The organism is Paenibacillus sp. CECT 9249 (assembly GCF_918697855.1).
In the GTDB taxonomy this organism is placed as follows: domain Bacteria; phylum Bacillota; class Bacilli; order Paenibacillales; family Paenibacillaceae; genus MSJ-34.
The window spans coordinates 229,705-244,052 of the sequence record NZ_CAKKLI010000003.1 but is presented as its reverse complement, the minus strand read 5'-3'; the positions used below and the strand labels follow the sequence as shown (position 1 = coordinate 244,052).

Annotated in this window: 15 protein-coding genes and 1 riboswitch; of the genes, 6 read left to right on the top strand and 9 right to left on the bottom strand. The window is 52.2% G+C overall.

Annotation, left to right across the window (positions count from 1 at the left end):
- The first annotated feature begins 169 nt into the window (after positions 1–169).
- Positions 170–976 carry an archaetidylserine decarboxylase gene (asd, locus tag LQ229_RS04580; RefSeq protein ID WP_216536590.1) on the top strand — a complete coding sequence of 269 codons (807 nt, stop codon included), beginning with the start codon at positions 170–172 and terminating at the stop codon, positions 974–976.
- A gap of 36 nt (positions 977–1,012) precedes the next feature.
- On the opposite strand, the gene LQ229_RS04575 is transcribed toward asd, so the two are convergent.
- Positions 1,013–1,798, bottom strand: coding sequence for an AraC family transcriptional regulator (locus LQ229_RS04575; protein WP_216536591.1), 786 nt, complete (start codon positions 1,796–1,798; stop codon positions 1,013–1,015).
- A gap of 275 nt (positions 1,799–2,073) precedes the next feature.
- Positions 2,074–3,555, bottom strand: a complete 1,482-nt coding sequence (locus LQ229_RS04570) for a PLP-dependent aminotransferase family protein (RefSeq protein WP_216536592.1) — start codon at positions 3,553–3,555, stop codon at positions 2,074–2,076.
- A 125-nt stretch (positions 3,556–3,680) separates the two neighbouring features.
- On the opposite strand from LQ229_RS04570, the gene LQ229_RS04565 reads away from it, so the two are divergent.
- Complete coding sequence (locus LQ229_RS04565; protein ID WP_216536593.1) at positions 3,681–4,295, top strand: pyridoxamine 5'-phosphate oxidase family protein; 615 nt, start codon at positions 3,681–3,683, stop codon at positions 4,293–4,295.
- 174 nt (positions 4,296–4,469) lie between these two features.
- Positions 4,470–5,765, top strand: a complete 1,296-nt coding sequence (locus tag LQ229_RS04560; RefSeq protein WP_230191050.1) for an aminotransferase class I/II-fold pyridoxal phosphate-dependent enzyme — start codon at positions 4,470–4,472, stop codon at positions 5,763–5,765.
- A gap of 63 nt (positions 5,766–5,828) precedes the next feature.
- Here the strand turns inward: LQ229_RS04560 and LQ229_RS04555 are convergent, their stop codons facing one another.
- The 3 genes from LQ229_RS04555 to LQ229_RS04545 all read right to left on the bottom strand — a co-directional run bounded on the left by LQ229_RS04555 (position 5,829) and on the right by LQ229_RS04545 (position 7,592).
- The gene (locus LQ229_RS04555; RefSeq protein ID WP_216536595.1) at positions 5,829–6,635 is read right to left on the bottom strand and encodes a pyruvate, water dikinase regulatory protein; all 807 of its coding nucleotides are present in this window, start codon (positions 6,633–6,635) and stop codon (positions 5,829–5,831) included.
- 33 nt (positions 6,636–6,668) lie between these two features.
- Positions 6,669–7,310, bottom strand: a complete 642-nt coding sequence (locus LQ229_RS04550) for a helix-turn-helix transcriptional regulator (protein WP_216536596.1) — start codon at positions 7,308–7,310, stop codon at positions 6,669–6,671.
- Between the two features lie 111 nt (positions 7,311–7,421).
- Complete coding sequence (locus LQ229_RS04545; RefSeq protein ID WP_216536597.1) at positions 7,422–7,592, bottom strand: GapA-binding peptide SR1P; 171 nt, start codon at positions 7,590–7,592, stop codon at positions 7,422–7,424.
- 347 nt (positions 7,593–7,939) lie between these two features.
- Between LQ229_RS04545 and glpX the strand changes: the two genes are divergently transcribed.
- Positions 7,940–8,947, top strand: a complete 1,008-nt coding sequence (gene glpX, locus LQ229_RS04540; protein WP_216536598.1) for a class II fructose-bisphosphatase — start codon at positions 7,940–7,942, stop codon at positions 8,945–8,947.
- 67 nt (positions 8,948–9,014) lie between these two features.
- Here the strand turns inward: glpX and LQ229_RS04535 are convergent, their stop codons facing one another.
- The 4 genes from LQ229_RS04535 to LQ229_RS04520 are packed head-to-tail and all read right to left on the bottom strand — an operon-like array spanning position 9,015 to position 12,622.
- On the bottom strand, positions 9,015–10,211 hold the full coding sequence (locus tag LQ229_RS04535; protein ID WP_230191049.1) for an ABC transporter permease: 1,197 nt from the start codon (positions 10,209–10,211) through the stop codon (positions 9,015–9,017).
- Positions 10,208–10,897, bottom strand: a complete 690-nt coding sequence (locus LQ229_RS04530) for an ABC transporter ATP-binding protein (protein WP_216536600.1) — start codon at positions 10,895–10,897, stop codon at positions 10,208–10,210. The genes LQ229_RS04535 and LQ229_RS04530 overlap by 4 nt, the downstream gene beginning before the upstream one ends.
- The gene (locus tag LQ229_RS04525; RefSeq protein ID WP_216536601.1) at positions 10,894–11,952 is read right to left on the bottom strand and encodes an efflux RND transporter periplasmic adaptor subunit; all 1,059 of its coding nucleotides are present in this window, start codon (positions 11,950–11,952) and stop codon (positions 10,894–10,896) included. Before LQ229_RS04525 ends, LQ229_RS04530 begins: the two co-directional genes overlap by 4 nt.
- 31 nt (positions 11,953–11,983) lie before the next feature.
- The gene (locus LQ229_RS04520; RefSeq protein ID WP_216536602.1) at positions 11,984–12,622 is read right to left on the bottom strand and encodes a Yip1 family protein; all 639 of its coding nucleotides are present in this window, start codon (positions 12,620–12,622) and stop codon (positions 11,984–11,986) included.
- Between the two features lie 172 nt (positions 12,623–12,794).
- Positions 12,795–12,908: riboswitch (TPP riboswitch) on the top strand.
- A gap of 73 nt (positions 12,909–12,981) precedes the next feature.
- Here LQ229_RS04520 and LQ229_RS04515 point away from each other — a divergent pair.
- On the top strand, positions 12,982–13,998 hold the full coding sequence (locus LQ229_RS04515; RefSeq protein ID WP_216536603.1) for an ABC transporter substrate-binding protein: 1,017 nt from the start codon (positions 12,982–12,984) through the stop codon (positions 13,996–13,998).
- 51 nt (positions 13,999–14,049) lie between these two features.
- Positions 14,050–14,343, top strand: a complete 294-nt coding sequence (locus LQ229_RS04510; protein ID WP_216536604.1) for an MTH1187 family thiamine-binding protein — start codon at positions 14,050–14,052, stop codon at positions 14,341–14,343.
- The last annotated feature ends 5 nt before the right edge of the window (positions 14,344–14,348 follow it).

The following is a 14,348-nucleotide window of genomic DNA, read 5'->3' as shown; positions in this document are numbered from 1 at the left end:
TATAACATATACCATAATCGCGGAATGAGCAACCCCTTTTTTACGATGCGCCGATTACGCGATACGCCTGCGGAGACAAGATCTCTCTATTCATTTGAGCGTGCGAAAAATATTGATTTGCCCGCCGTTCTATGTCAAGATTAACGGGAAGGACAGGTGAGCATAAAATATGGCAAAACATTGGATGCGGCTGCTAACCGAGCTCTCCTCGCGCAAATGGTTGTCGCGGTTGACCGGAGCGTTTGCAAAATCGGGAGCGAGCAAACCGTTCATTCCGAAATTTGCGAAAATGTACGGCATTCGAGTGGAGGATGCGGAAAAAGCGCTGCACGAATACGATTCGTTAAACGAATTTTTTACGAGACGTCTGAAGCCGGGAGCGCGCCCGATCGATAGCCGTCCGGGAATATTGGTCAGCCCCGTAGACGCGCTCATTACCGGAATGGGTACGATCGAAACGGGGTTGATCGTCAATGTGAAAGGACAGGACTATACGCTGGCGGAACTTCTGAACCGGTCGCCGCGCATGGAGAAATATAAAGACGGCTATTATTTCGTATTGTATTTAAGTCCGACCGATTACCACCGCATCCATACGCCGGTCGCCGGCGAACGGATCGAGACGGAACATATTCCGGGCAAAGTATACCCCGTCAACGATTTCGGCCTTCGCCATATGAAGCGGGTATTAAGCCGAAACGAGCGGCTCGTTACTTATATCCGCCACGATGGCGGCGAAGTTGCCGTCGTCAAGGTCGGAGCGCTCAACGTCAGCAGCATCAAGTATGTGGACGAGCGGGCGCAATTATGGGGACGCGGTCAGGAACTCGCTTATTTCGAGTTCGGTTCGACGGTCGTGCTGCTGACCGAAGACGGCACGTTTGCGCCGCGCGAAGACTTAGCCGTCGGGCATAAGGTGAGAATGGGCGAAGCGTTGGGAACGCTGCAGCCGCAAGAGAACGGCCGAACGTCTTAATGCGCGTTCGAAAAAGAGTCGACAGTCGACTTCTAACTAACGGATTTCCGATGGGCTTTTTCCGGTGTATCGCTTGAATTGGCGGCTGAAGAAGAAGATGTCGCGGTACCCGAGCGCTTCGGCCACTTCCGTGACGTTCATCCCCGCATGATGAAGCAAATGCTCGGCGCGTTCGATTCGGGTGCGAATCATATACGATTGGATCGGCACGCCGATCAATTCTTTGAATTTGATGGACAAGTAGCGAGGCGAGAGCTGCGCCCGCGCCGCCAAATCTTCAACGCGGTGCGCGGCGCCGGGATTTTGTCGCACATAATTGGCGATTTCATGGATCGCTTCCGTGACGCGATGGCTCGCTTTCCGCTCGACCGGCTCCTCCAAATCCTCCCTCAGCAAATGGATCATCATTTGCTTCAATATGAGCTTTGCCTCTTCCTCCGCCGCATACGTTTTCACCAGGAACAAACGAACGTAACGCGACAGCATATATTCGAAATCGACCGTTTCCCGCAGCTTACGGTAAGGCGCCGGTATGGACCGGACCGGTTCGCTTACATCGAAATGAATATAGGTCAGCACGAGCGGACGCTGCGGATCATGCGTCGCGCTCGTATGGTCTCCCGGCCGAAACAGAAAACAGCTTCCCTTCGAAACCCGGTATGCCCGGTCGTTCAACAACACTTCGCCTTCGCCGCTCCAAACATAGAATAAATCGTAATTGGGCATCGGCTTTTCCCGTTTCGCCCATTTCCACCCCGGCTCACATACGATTTTGGCAAACGAGGGCTTCAAAACATATGAGGATGGCGATGCGTCTATCATGCGTAACGAACCTCCCTGATTATAAGCGAATTTCGATCATTGTGAATCAATCTCTATTGAAGTGCGTGTTCAAAAAGTCGACTTTTCAGCACCGAGAAGGTTGCGAGAACCCGAAGAAGGAGGAGCGGAGTGTAGGCAAAACCTACACGAGCACCGGACTTCGAGGGTGAACGCAAAATTCGATGTCGAGCTCGCTCCCAGTTCATCTTCGTGATCAAAAGGGGACTTTTTGAACAACCTCTTGAACCATAGTGTACCATATCTTCTCGCTTCCCTTAAACCGATGCTTCCGCTTCATATTCCCGCCAAGCTTCCGCCATGATCCGAACGCCCCGCTCAAGCTGCTCGTCCACCAAATGGGCAAAGCCGAAACATGCCGCAGGATGACCGCCCTCCAACTGATATCTTCGGCCGTCGCTCCATATGACGCCCTTGGCTTCGGCAAGGCTGCCCCATCGCTCGTAAGCTTCGGCCGAATGACGCCATACGCCGTATATATGCAGTCCGGCGTCGCATGGAACGATATCGAACAAATCGGCGGCCATCTCCTGCAGCGCTTTGTACAATACGGCGTATTTTCTGCCGTAAATCCGCTTCATTCTGCGCAAGTGGCGTTCGTAATGGCCCGATTTCATAAACGCGGCGAGGGCACGCTGCTCCAGCAGCGATGACGGATACGGCTCGTATAAATGCTTCGCGCGGTTCATCGGTTCGACCAGCCCCGGCGGAAGCACCGCGTAACCGATGCGCAAGTCGGGATACATCGTCTTGGAGAACGTGCCGACATATACGACGCAGCCTTGGCTGTCCAACGTTTTCAACGGTTCGATCGGCCGTCCTCCGTAACGGAATTCGCTGTCGTAATCATCCTCGACGATGATCGCCTTCCTGCCGGCCGCCCATGTCAGCAGCTGTCTTCTTCGTTCCAACGGAAGCACCGCCCCTGTCGGGAAATGCCGGCTCGGCGTCACGAACAGTAGATTGGCGTTCCAGTCGTCCGGCACGATTCCGTTCCCGTCCACCCGGCCCTTTACGATATTGCCGCCAAACATGCGAACAGCCCTTGCGGTGCCGGGATAACAAGGATTCTCTATCACAACCGGGTCCCCTTCGTTCACCAATAATTGCGCGAGCAATGCGATCGCCTGCATCGACCCGTTGTATATGCAAATATGCTCGGCAGGCGCCGCGATGCCGCGCATTCTGCGCAAATGATGAGAAATCGCTTGCCGGAGCGGCAAATGCCCGAATGGATGGAGAGAATCCGTCCCGCTTTGGCGCAGCGTTCGCCTTACCTCGGCATAGAGCGCCCGGTTCCATTCGTCCGCCGGAAAATGATCCGTAGAAATATGCCATGCTTGGAGATCAACCTTTCCCTTTCCCGTTCGGTCATGCATTCCCGCAGCAGCGCGGCTTCCGTGATACGACGGCATGACGGCTACCCGTTTGCCCCAATCCGACATGGAGATTTCCGCTTGTTCGACAACAGCGGAGGAGGAAGCGGGCGAGCGGTAGCTGACGAACGTCCCTCTGCCCACTTCGGCCGCGACAAAGCCTTCCGATAGCAGCATCTCGTACACTTGATTGACGCTCCCTCGCGAAACCTCGTATAATTTCGCCATTTCGCGGCTGGAGGGCAGCTTCGTTCCATAGGGAACCGTCCCGCTCACAATCGCCGTGCGCATCGCATGATACAAAGCCAAATATTTATAGCGGTATTCCCGTAAATACGAATCGAAAGGGATATAAAAATCCATTGAATCGCCTCCTGTCAAATAAGCCGGATCATTGGTCCAATAATTCCACTGTAAATTGGATCTTTTTTATTGTCAACAAACCGACTATTCTAGGAGAATATCAAAATCGACAGGAGATGAATCCCATGCGCAGAAAAGAATTTTCCATTGCGGAGCGGCAGGAAATCGATACGTTTTTGGCGGAAATGAGCTGCGGTTTTTTAGGTACGATCGGGGAAGACGGGTGGCCGAGAGTCACCCCGTTGAATTTCGTGCATACGGACGATGCGGTCTATTTTCACGGCAGCAAGATCGGAGAGAAGATGGAACATTTGCGGCTCCATCCGAACGTGACATTCGCTGTAGCCAAAGAATATGCCATTATCCCTTCCTACTTTTCCGATCCGAAGCTCGCCTGCCCGGCAACGTCTTATTTTAAATCCGTGCTGTTCAAAGGAACGGCGCAAGCCGTCGACGATTTGGCGGAGAAGGCGCGAAGCTTAACCGCCTTTATGGAGAAATTGCAGCCCGAAGGCGGATATGAGCCGATCGATCCGGACGATGCCGATTATGCTAAACAACTGCGCGGCGTTGCCGTTGTCAAAATATGCGTGGAGTCGGTCAGCGCCAAGTTTAAATTCGGCCAAAATATGAAGGAACCCCGTTTCGATAAAGTTGTCGCAGGATTGGAGCAGAGACAGGAACCGCTGGACGCCGCCACAATCGAATTGATGAAGCGATACTGTCCGCATCATAAATGACATCATCGTCACTGCGCCGGCCAGCAGTTTGGAGCGCGTTTTTCCCGATCCGCCCATCCTTTATGAATCTATTGCCGTCTAGAATGTAAGTGACACCGCATTTGCAAAAATGATATAATTCGGATACAAGCGATGGGAAACTAAAAACCAAGATTTTGGAAGGGATGGCATGAGATGAATCCACTGGCTCAGCAGTTGAACGACACCATTCAACGCGAAAATGCAAATGTGTATGCGATGTTGTCACAGTTGGGAAAGGACATTTATTTTCCGAAAGAAGGCATTTTAAGCCAATCGGCGGAAGCGGCGAGCAAAGCGAAAAAATACAATGCCACGATCGGGATCGCGACGGAGGGCAACGCTCCGATGCACCTGAAGGTGATCCAAGATACATTATCCGCGTATCAACCGAAAGATTTGTATCCGTATGCTCCTCCTGCGGGAAAACCGGAATTGCGGGCGGCTTGGCGCAAGAAGATGATTCAGGAAAATCCGGCGCTTGAAAATAAATCGTTCGGCAATCCGATCGTTACCAATGCGCTCACGCACGGTTTAAGCGTCGTGGCCGATTTGTTCGCCGAGACGGGCGACGCGGTCATTTTCCCGGATAAAAATTGGGAGAATTACGAGTTGACGTTCGGCATTCGCCGCGGCGCGCAAATCGTTAATTTCCCGCTGTATAACGAGCGCAATCGATTTAACAGCGAGGGGCTGCGTCAAGCGCTGCTGGCGCAGAAGGATAAAGGCAAAGCCATCCTCGTGCTTAACTTCCCGAACAATCCGACGGGCTATACGCCAGGCCCGCAGGAGGGCGATGAAATCGTAGCGGCCATCCTTGACGCGGCCGAAGCGGGAATCAAAGTCGTCGCGGTGACGGACGATGCGTACTTTGGCCTCTTCTTCGAGGATTCGCTGCATCAATCGTTGTTCGGCAAGCTGGCCGGACTCCATCCGAACATCCTGCCGGTGAAAGTCGACGGCGCGACGAAAGAAGAATACGTCTGGGGGTTCCGCGTCGGATTCATTACGTTCGCGGCCGAGTCCGAAGCGATCCTTAGCGCGTTGGAACAAAAAACGATCGGCATCATTCGCGCTACCGTATCCAGTTGCTCGCATCCGTCGCAAACGTTCGTCCTTCAAGCATTGAACGCTCCCGAATTCGAAGAGCAGAAACGCGAGAAATTCGAAATTATGAAAGGCCGCGCCAATCGCGTCAAATCGCTGCTTGACAGCGGCAAGTACAACGAGGCGTGGGACTACTATCCGTTCAATTCCGGATATTTCATGTGCCTGAAGCTGAAAACGATTGACGCCGAAACGCTGCGCACGCATTTGCTCGATCGATACGGCATCGGCACGATCGCCTTGGGCGAAACCGATCTTCGCGTCGCCTTCTCCTGCATCGAGGAGGAGTATTTGGACGAATTGTTCGATACGATCTACCAAGGCGTGCGCGATTTGACGAAATAAAGCTTGCAACGACAAGGAGTTGCCCTTAGCGGGTTCGCTATCAGGCAACTCCTTTGTTATGTTTCAGTTCAAATATCCTAAAATAATGCCGGCCGTTTCTTCGATCGCTTTATCGGTAACGTCGATGACGGGACAATCCAATTGCGCCGCCAGGACGGAGGCGTATTCCAACTCTTCTTGAATGCGTTCCATCGTGGCGTAGGCGGAAACGGAAGGCAGCCCCAGCGTCCTGAGACGTTCCGTACGGATCTTGAGCAATTGTCCCGCATCCATCGTTAGTACGATCACCCGATTTCGCGGCAAATCGAACAGCTCTTTCGGCGGCTTCACCTCCGGCACGATCGGGAGGTTCGCCGTTTTGTAGCCTTTATGGCTTAAGAAAATGCTAAGCGGCGTTTTCGACGTCCTTGATACGCCCAGCAATACGATATCGGCTTGCAGCAGCGACGTCGTATCTTTGGCGTCGTCGCATTTGACCGAAAATTCGATCGCCTCCATCCGGCGAAAATAGTCTTCGTCCATTTGATGGAGCAAGCCCGGCTTGCGCCGCGGCGAATCGTTAAACGTATCGATATACGCTTGCATCATCGGACCCATAATATCGACGGCGCGAACGCCCAAACGAATGGCCTCGGCTTTCATCATTTCCCTAAGTTCCGGTTGAACCAGCGTATAGGCGACAAAACCGCCGTTGCGGCTTACCTCTTCCATAATGGTCCTTATTTCGTCCTCTTGTTTAATATGTCCGATCCGCTGCAGCCGCACGTCGTGGCCGCTAAATTGTCTCATCGTCGCTTTCACGACGATTTCGGCCGTCTCCCCAACGGAGTCCGAACAAATCGTAATCGTTTGCTGTGGCTTCTGCCCCATCCGCATAGTTCCCCTTTCCCTGTTAGGCTCTCTCTATAAATCTGCGCCCATGCGCAATATTAATTTCGTGATCGTCGTTTTCGTCACTCTGCCGACAACTTCCCATTTATCCTGCTTATGTTCGTCCGAACGCGAAACGACGACCGGGAGCGTGTCGATTTGATGTTCCACCATTTTTTTCGCCGCGTCGATAATATGATCTTCGGGAGATATGGTCACGATATTGGGAGTTCGCGTCATCGCGATGCTGACCGGCATGGAAGCGGCATTCGGGTTCCCTAGCGTCACCTTCAGCAAATCTTTGCTGGATATAACGCCGAGCAGGATTCCGTCCGCATCCGCCACGATCAATGTTCCCGTATTGCCGAGAAATAAGGATACAACCGCATCGTTGACCGTTGCCGTCTCCCGAACGATGACCGGCAGCAGTTGTACGTCCTTCACTTTCAAATCCAATTTGAACGGCGCATTGTAAGCCGCCACCGATTTTCCCGGAAAATATCCCACCTTCGGCTTAGCATCCAAATATCCAAGCATGACTAGAATCGACAAATCCGAACGGATTGTCGGTCTGCTGACGCCCAATTGTTCCGCAATTTGCTCTCCGGTGATAGGAGCCTGTTTTTGAACGAGTTGTAATATTTCATATTGGCGTGACGAGAGTTGAATGACCACTCACTCCTAACGATGTTTTCCGGCGATTCCAAGAAATCGCTTAAACTTATTTTACCAGTACCTTGTTCTTTGTTCTAATGATAATGGAAAAAGCGCCGCTAGACAATCTATTTATCCGACTTCCAATCGGCTGTCCCGGTCTTTCGCGCAATCTTCCCGATCGCATTCCAAATAGTAAACGACCACTTTCTCGGTATCCATTTCATCAATGACACGATGGCACCATTTGCATAAAATAACGCCCAGCTTCAAGCCATGCCCGCTTTTTCCCGAATCGCTCATTGAAAGCCCTCCCATGTTTCCTCATTTGTTAAGTTTTGTTCCGCACCGCTTTCTTGCCTGTTGTCGCAATTACCTGCTCAAAAGCTCGTATTTCAACATCGGACAATTATGACGTCATATATAACCAAGCATATGACTTATAAATAGTTTTCCCGATACAAAATATTTACACACTCATCTTTTCCATTATTCCCTCCTTCTTCTCGTCCGGCCTGTACCTCGACAAAAATTATGCCGCCTGTTTTTAAAAATACGGGTTGATTTTCATTGATGTATATTATATTATTTGTTATAACATATTTCAATGTATATATGACATACTATATAATATCGTGGAGGGGAACCACATGGAGAGACAATTATCTTTAGAAATCGTACGTGTTACGGAAGCGGCCGCATTGTCCGCATCGCAATGGATCGGACGGGGACTCAAGAACGAGGCCGACGAAGCCGCTACCGCTTCGATGCGGCAAATGTTCAATTCCGTTGCGATCCAAGGCAGAGTCGTCATCGGCGAAGGCGAGATGGACGAAGCCCCGATGCTGTATGTGGGCGAGAAGCTGGGATGCGGCGACGGCCCGGCCGTCGATATTGCCGTCGATCCCGTCGAAGGCACCGAGCTTGTATCGAAAGGCGGAAACGGCGCGCTTGCCGTCGTGGCGATTGCCGACCAAGGCAATTTGCTGCATGCGCCGGACATGTACATGCAGAAACTTGCCGTAGGTCCCGCATTGAAGAATAAGCTCAGCCTCGACGATCCGCTCGAGCTGACATTGCGCAAAGCCGCGGAACATCTCGGCAAGAAGCTCTCCGAGCTGAACGTTTCCATTCTGGATCGGGACCGCCATGCGAACGAAATGAACGTGCTGCGCGACGCCGGCGTCCGCATTCAACTGCTCAGCGCTGGCGATGTTGCGGGCGCCATGGCTCCCGCCTTCGCCGATACCGGCGTCGATCTGTACGTAGGCTCCGGCGGCGCTCCGGAAGGCGTCCTCGCCGCGGCCGCGCTCTATTGCCTCGGCGGCGAACTGCAAGGGCGGCTCATGCCGGCCAACGACATTGAGTTGCAGCGCTGTCTCGACATGGGGATCGGCAATCCGTTCAAGACGCTGCGAATGGAAGACATGATCGGCACCGACGATGTCATTTTTGCAGCGACCGGCATTACGCCGGGCCATTTCCTCGGCGGCGTGCGCGCTTTGCCGGAAGAGCAGGCGGAGACGCATTCCGTCGTCATGCGCGCCAAGACGCGCACGATCCGCTTTTTGCGCGCGATTCATTATATGCCGGGAAAGCCGGCTTATGCCCAGTCTGAACGCATTCTGACGGAAGAACAATACAGCAACGTCATTTAAACGACTAAGCGCCTGCCAGCGGTTTCCCGCGACAGGCGCTTTCCTTTGAACGGATACGGATATTCCATTATTCGTATCGCAATGATTCGATCGGATGCAGCTTCGAAGCTTTGTTCGCCGGATACAAGCCGAAGAAGATGCCGACCGCCGCGGAGAAGCCGAACGCAAGCAAGATCGCCCATAGCGACACGACGAACGGCCAGCCGGACAGAACCGAGAATAGAAACGCGCAAAACAGCCCTAACAGCGCCCCTGCCGTCCCTCCGATGAACGATAAAATGACCGCCTCGATCATAAATTGCACCATAATCGCACCCGGCGTCGCCCCGATCGCTTTGCGGATTCCGATTTCACGCGTCCTTTCCGTAACCGATACGAGCATAATGTTCATGACTCCGATGCCGCCGACCAGCAGCGAAATGCCGGCGATCGAGCCGATAATCGTTTGCAGGATCGAGAACGTGCTTGAAACCATCTCCTCGGCCTCTTTGCCCGTCTGCGTCATATACGCGTTCTCGGAGACGTTATGCTTGTCGGCCAGCCATTTCTTCACGGCTTTGACGGTTTCGTCGATGTTCTCGGGCGAATTGGCGAGCACTTCCATCGCCTGAAAGCGTTCCGCGCCCCCGTCGCCGGAAGCCGGCATCGCGGCAATCGGCGCAAAACCGGTATACTGCTCGCCGCCTATGCCGCTCAAAATATTTTTTTGCGGCTTATACACGCCAACGATGCGGAACGTCCCGCCGGATAGAACGATTTTGCGGTTTAGCGCCTGCTTCGCCGATCCGAACACTTTCTCGGCGTAATCCGCATCGACTACGATCACTTTCAGCCGGGCGCGCTCCTCCTGGGCGGTAAAAAACCTCCCTGCCGCCAAATCGATATTTTGCATTTTAAAGGAATCGGACATCGTCGCCGTTACCGTAAATTTTAATGTATCCTTTTTAAATTTGGTGGTCATGGAATACGGATTGGAGGAGGAAGAATAACGGACTCCGTCAAGCTTGCGGACTTCCGTAATGTCGCGCATGCGGATATCGGTATCCCCTTGAACCGATTCCATCGGATTCGCATAGATCACAAAATAGCCGTCTTTAAAGTTCGAAACCGCGGATACGATCGACGACTGTCCGGCTTGGCCGATCGACACGACCGTCACAACCGCCGCCACGCCGAACACGATTCCGATCATCGTCAGAAAGGAACGCAGCTTGTTCAGCCGCAAATTGTCCAATGCAACCAGAACGCTTTCCCAAATACTCATGTGACGGCACTTCCTTTGCGCGTATCCTTGATGAGCTTCCCATCGCCAAACCATACGACCCTGCCGGCATGTTCCGCGATATCGGGTTCATGGGTGACTAGCACGATCGTTGTTCCTTCGCCATGGATTTGTTGGAACAAGCCCATAATATCGTGCGACGATTTGGTGTCCAAGTTTCCTGTCGGCTCGTCCGCGAGCAGAATCGGAGCGTTCATCGTTAAGGCGCGAGCAATCGCGACGCGCTGCTTCTGCCCGCCGGACAGCTCGGTCGGCCGGTGCTTCACGCGATCCTTCAGCCCCACCTTCTCCAGCAGCGCGAGCGCCCGCTCCGTTCGTTCCGGCTTGGCGATGCCGGCATACATCATCGGCAATTCCACATTTTGCAGCACCGTTTGCCGTCCCAGCAGATTGAAGCTTTGAAATACGAATCCGATTTTCCGGTTGCGGACGCGCGCCAAACTTTCTTCGCTTAACGTGTGCACCTCTTCCCCGTCGAGCATGTAGCTTCCCGTTGTCGGCACATCCAGACAGCCGATAATATTCATCAGCGTCGATTTCCCCGAACCCGACGAACCCATGATCGCGACAAATTCGCCCTTTTCGATCGTTAAATCGATGGGAGACAATGCTTGTACTTCAAGGGAACCGTTGCGATACACTTTGGAGATCCCGCGCAGTGTAATCATCGTACGCTCACCTTGATCCCGTCGTCCAGCCGTTCCGCGCCCTCGACAACAATTTGTTCGCCGATCCCGACGCCTGAAACGATTTCGATTTGCTCCTCGTTTTCTTTGCCTGTCGTCACTTCGACCTTTACCGCTTTATCGTCGGCCACTTTATAAACGTATGATTTGTCCCCCGCATGTACGACCGCGTCGATCGGCACCAAAATACGAGTTCGATCCGGAATTTCGAATTCGACGGTCACATTATATCCGGACCGAAGCTCCGCGGCGGCATTGTCGAGGGAAACGATCGTTTCGACGGACGGATCCCTCGACGTCTGGTCGGCCAACACGGCGATCGGCGATATGTATGTCACTTTCCCCTTATATACGCCTTCAATCGAGTCCCCGGTAACGACGGCGTCCATTCCCGGCTCGATTTTGCCCGCATCCAATTCGTTTAAGTTCGCTTTTACTTGAAATGAAGTAAGATCGGCAATCGTTGCGACAGGGCTGCCTTGCGCAACCATTTGTCCTTCGCTCACCGCCACTTCCGTCACGACGCCGGCCGTTTTCGCCTTTAACTCGTCGTTATTCAACTTGCGTTCCAGCGATTCGATTTTTACCTTGCTGTTTTTAAGGCGTAAATCGTATTGCGACAAGTCCAATTTCTCGATCTCCTGATTCGGATCTTCCTGCTTCAACTTTTTAAAATTTTCAAAATATTGCTTGCTGGCGCTGTCCCGTTCCGCCACAATCATTTGCAAATTGATGCGTTCCATTGTAAGCTGCTCTTTTACATCTTCCACGTTAAACTTGAACAGCACTTGCCCTTCCGTAACCACGTCGCCCTTTTTTATGCCGACTTGTTTTACCGTACCGCCAATAAGCGCAAAATAATCGGTCACCTCGCGCGGTTCCAGTTTTCCGTTCGTATAGATTTGCTCGACGATCCGTCCTTCCGTCGCTTCCCCTAAGCGGACTTCGACGCTTTTGTTCACATTGTACATGTTGAACGCCGCGAGCCCGAGAATGCACACCCCTAGCAAACCGCCCCATATTATTTTTTTGTTCATGGAAACATCACCCTATTCTATGTATCTGTGCTCAATATAGAAACGAGCTTCCGATCGAGATCAAGAGCCAGCCGACGACGATCCAAGCCGCCACCAGTTTACGCGGGCGTTTGCTCATTACGGTCATGCCGATGATCATCAGAACGAGACCCCAAATGCTGAACGGGTTCAAAATCGATGCCATTTTAAATAATGCGCTTGATTTGTCCGCCACCAGAGCGCCCAAGCTTAAGCTGACCTCGGTAACGGACTGGACGTTCGAGGTCCACATAAGCAAACCGGTTAGAAGCCCGCCGATCGCCGACGGCAGCGACGAATAAGCCGACACGTTGACTAGCTGCATATATTTCGCTTCGCCGCGGATGAACAAATTGACCAGCATCAATAACAGTCCGCCGAGAAACACCATCATCGCAGGCATGATTACGGCAAACACGTAGCTCGTTACTTTACTCGTAGCGATAACCATCTCTTGCATACTTGGATCGATTCCTTGCGCGTCGAAAGTCTTGATCATTTCCTTCTCCAGCGTCGGCATTTGGAAGTAAATCGTAATTAAGGATAAAACGATCACAATGACTAATGGCGCAATCCAGCTTGAGCCCGACTTTTCCCTCACTCTTTCAAAAGTCGATTGAGGCGATACAAAAACGGTGAAACTGTTTTTCATTCGTTCTCCCTCCCATGAATTCAACTACCATATTTTTCATTATCCATCTATTATACGATAGTTTGCCATGCAAGGCTTCATATTCGCCCGAAAAATATTTCTTGCGTTAAAATAAAAAAATAGTGGCTTTTTCGACAGCGTTTGCTATAATCATAATCAATTGATAACAGAATACGTTCCTCCGGGGTGCTGGGAATCGGCCGGCTGAGATTGTGTCCCGTTAGACACTGACCCGTATACCTGATCTGGGTAATGCCAGCGTAGGAAACAAGGATTTCGATTTGTTTTGCCATGCGCACGTCTCCGGATAAGGGGGCGTTTTTTGTTTGTCAAGAAATAGAAAGAGGAGTGGAGAAAATATGCGGATGAAAAGAAAACGATCGTGGTGGCTTGCGCTTTGCGCATTCATGCTCATTACGGCAGGTTGCGGCGGTGCCGGCAAGCCGGCGGAGAATGGACAAGCGAACACGGAGCAGGAGCTCACCAAAGTACAAGTCGTATTGGATTGGGTTCCGAATACGAACCATACGGGTTTATACGTGGCGCGCGATAAAGGCTTTTTCAAGGAGCGCGGATTGGATGTGGAAATTATTCAGCCGGGCGATAGCGGCTCCAATCAGATGGTAGCCTCCGGCCATGCCGAATTCGGCGTCGGCGTACAAGAGTCAATTACGCTCGCCCGCATTCAGAACGTGCCTCTCGTCTCCATTGCGGCGATTATTCAACATAACACATCGGGATTTGCTTCGCCTGTCGACAAAAACATTACAACGCCGAAAGACTTCGAAGGCAAAACATACGGGGGCTGGGGTTCGCCCGTGGAAGAAGCGATGCTGCAATCGTTGATGGAAAAAGACGGAGCCGACGCAAGCAAGGTAAACAACGTAAACATCGGATCGACCGATTTTTTCACAGCGGTGAAACGAGATATCGATTTTGCTTGGATTTTTTACGGCTGGACGGGAATCGAGGCGGAATTGCGGGGCGAACCGCTCAATATCGTCTATTTGACCGATTATAGCGACAAACTGGATTATTATACGCCGGTATTGACGACCAGCGAGAAAATGATCGCGGAAAAACCCGACATCGTAAAAGCGTTTGTCGCCGGCGCGGCGGAAGGGTATCGATTCGCGATCGACCGCCCCGAGGAAGCGGCCGACGTGCTCATTCAAGCGGAGCCGGACTTGAACGCCGATTTGGTCAAGACGAGCCAGAAGTGGCTAAGTCCGCACTACCAATCCGATGCGGCTCGTTGGGGAGAACAGAAGCGCGAAGTCTGGGTGAATTATGCCGACTGGATGCTTGAGCATAATCTTCTGGAGAAAGAGCTCGATGCGGACAAGGCGTTTACGAACGAATTTTTACCGGAATAGAGATAACGATCCGGAACTTAAGAAAATCAATCGATTAAAGGAGATATGAACATGGCCAAAGCGCTCGTAAGCATACAAATTATTCCGAAAACGCCAAACGGCGAAGACGTCATTCCTTACGTGGACCGCGCGATCGAGGTGATCGCCAAAGCAGGCGTACCGTATCGCGTGGCCCCCCTGGAAACGACGATGGAAGGCGATTTGGATCAATTGCTCGATATCGTCAAACAGATGAACGAAGCGATGATTGAGATGGGCAGTCCGTCCGTCATTTCCCAGATCAAAGTGCTGTACAATCCGAAGAGCGGCGCTTCCATGAACAGATTGACGCATAAATACGACTGACGCGG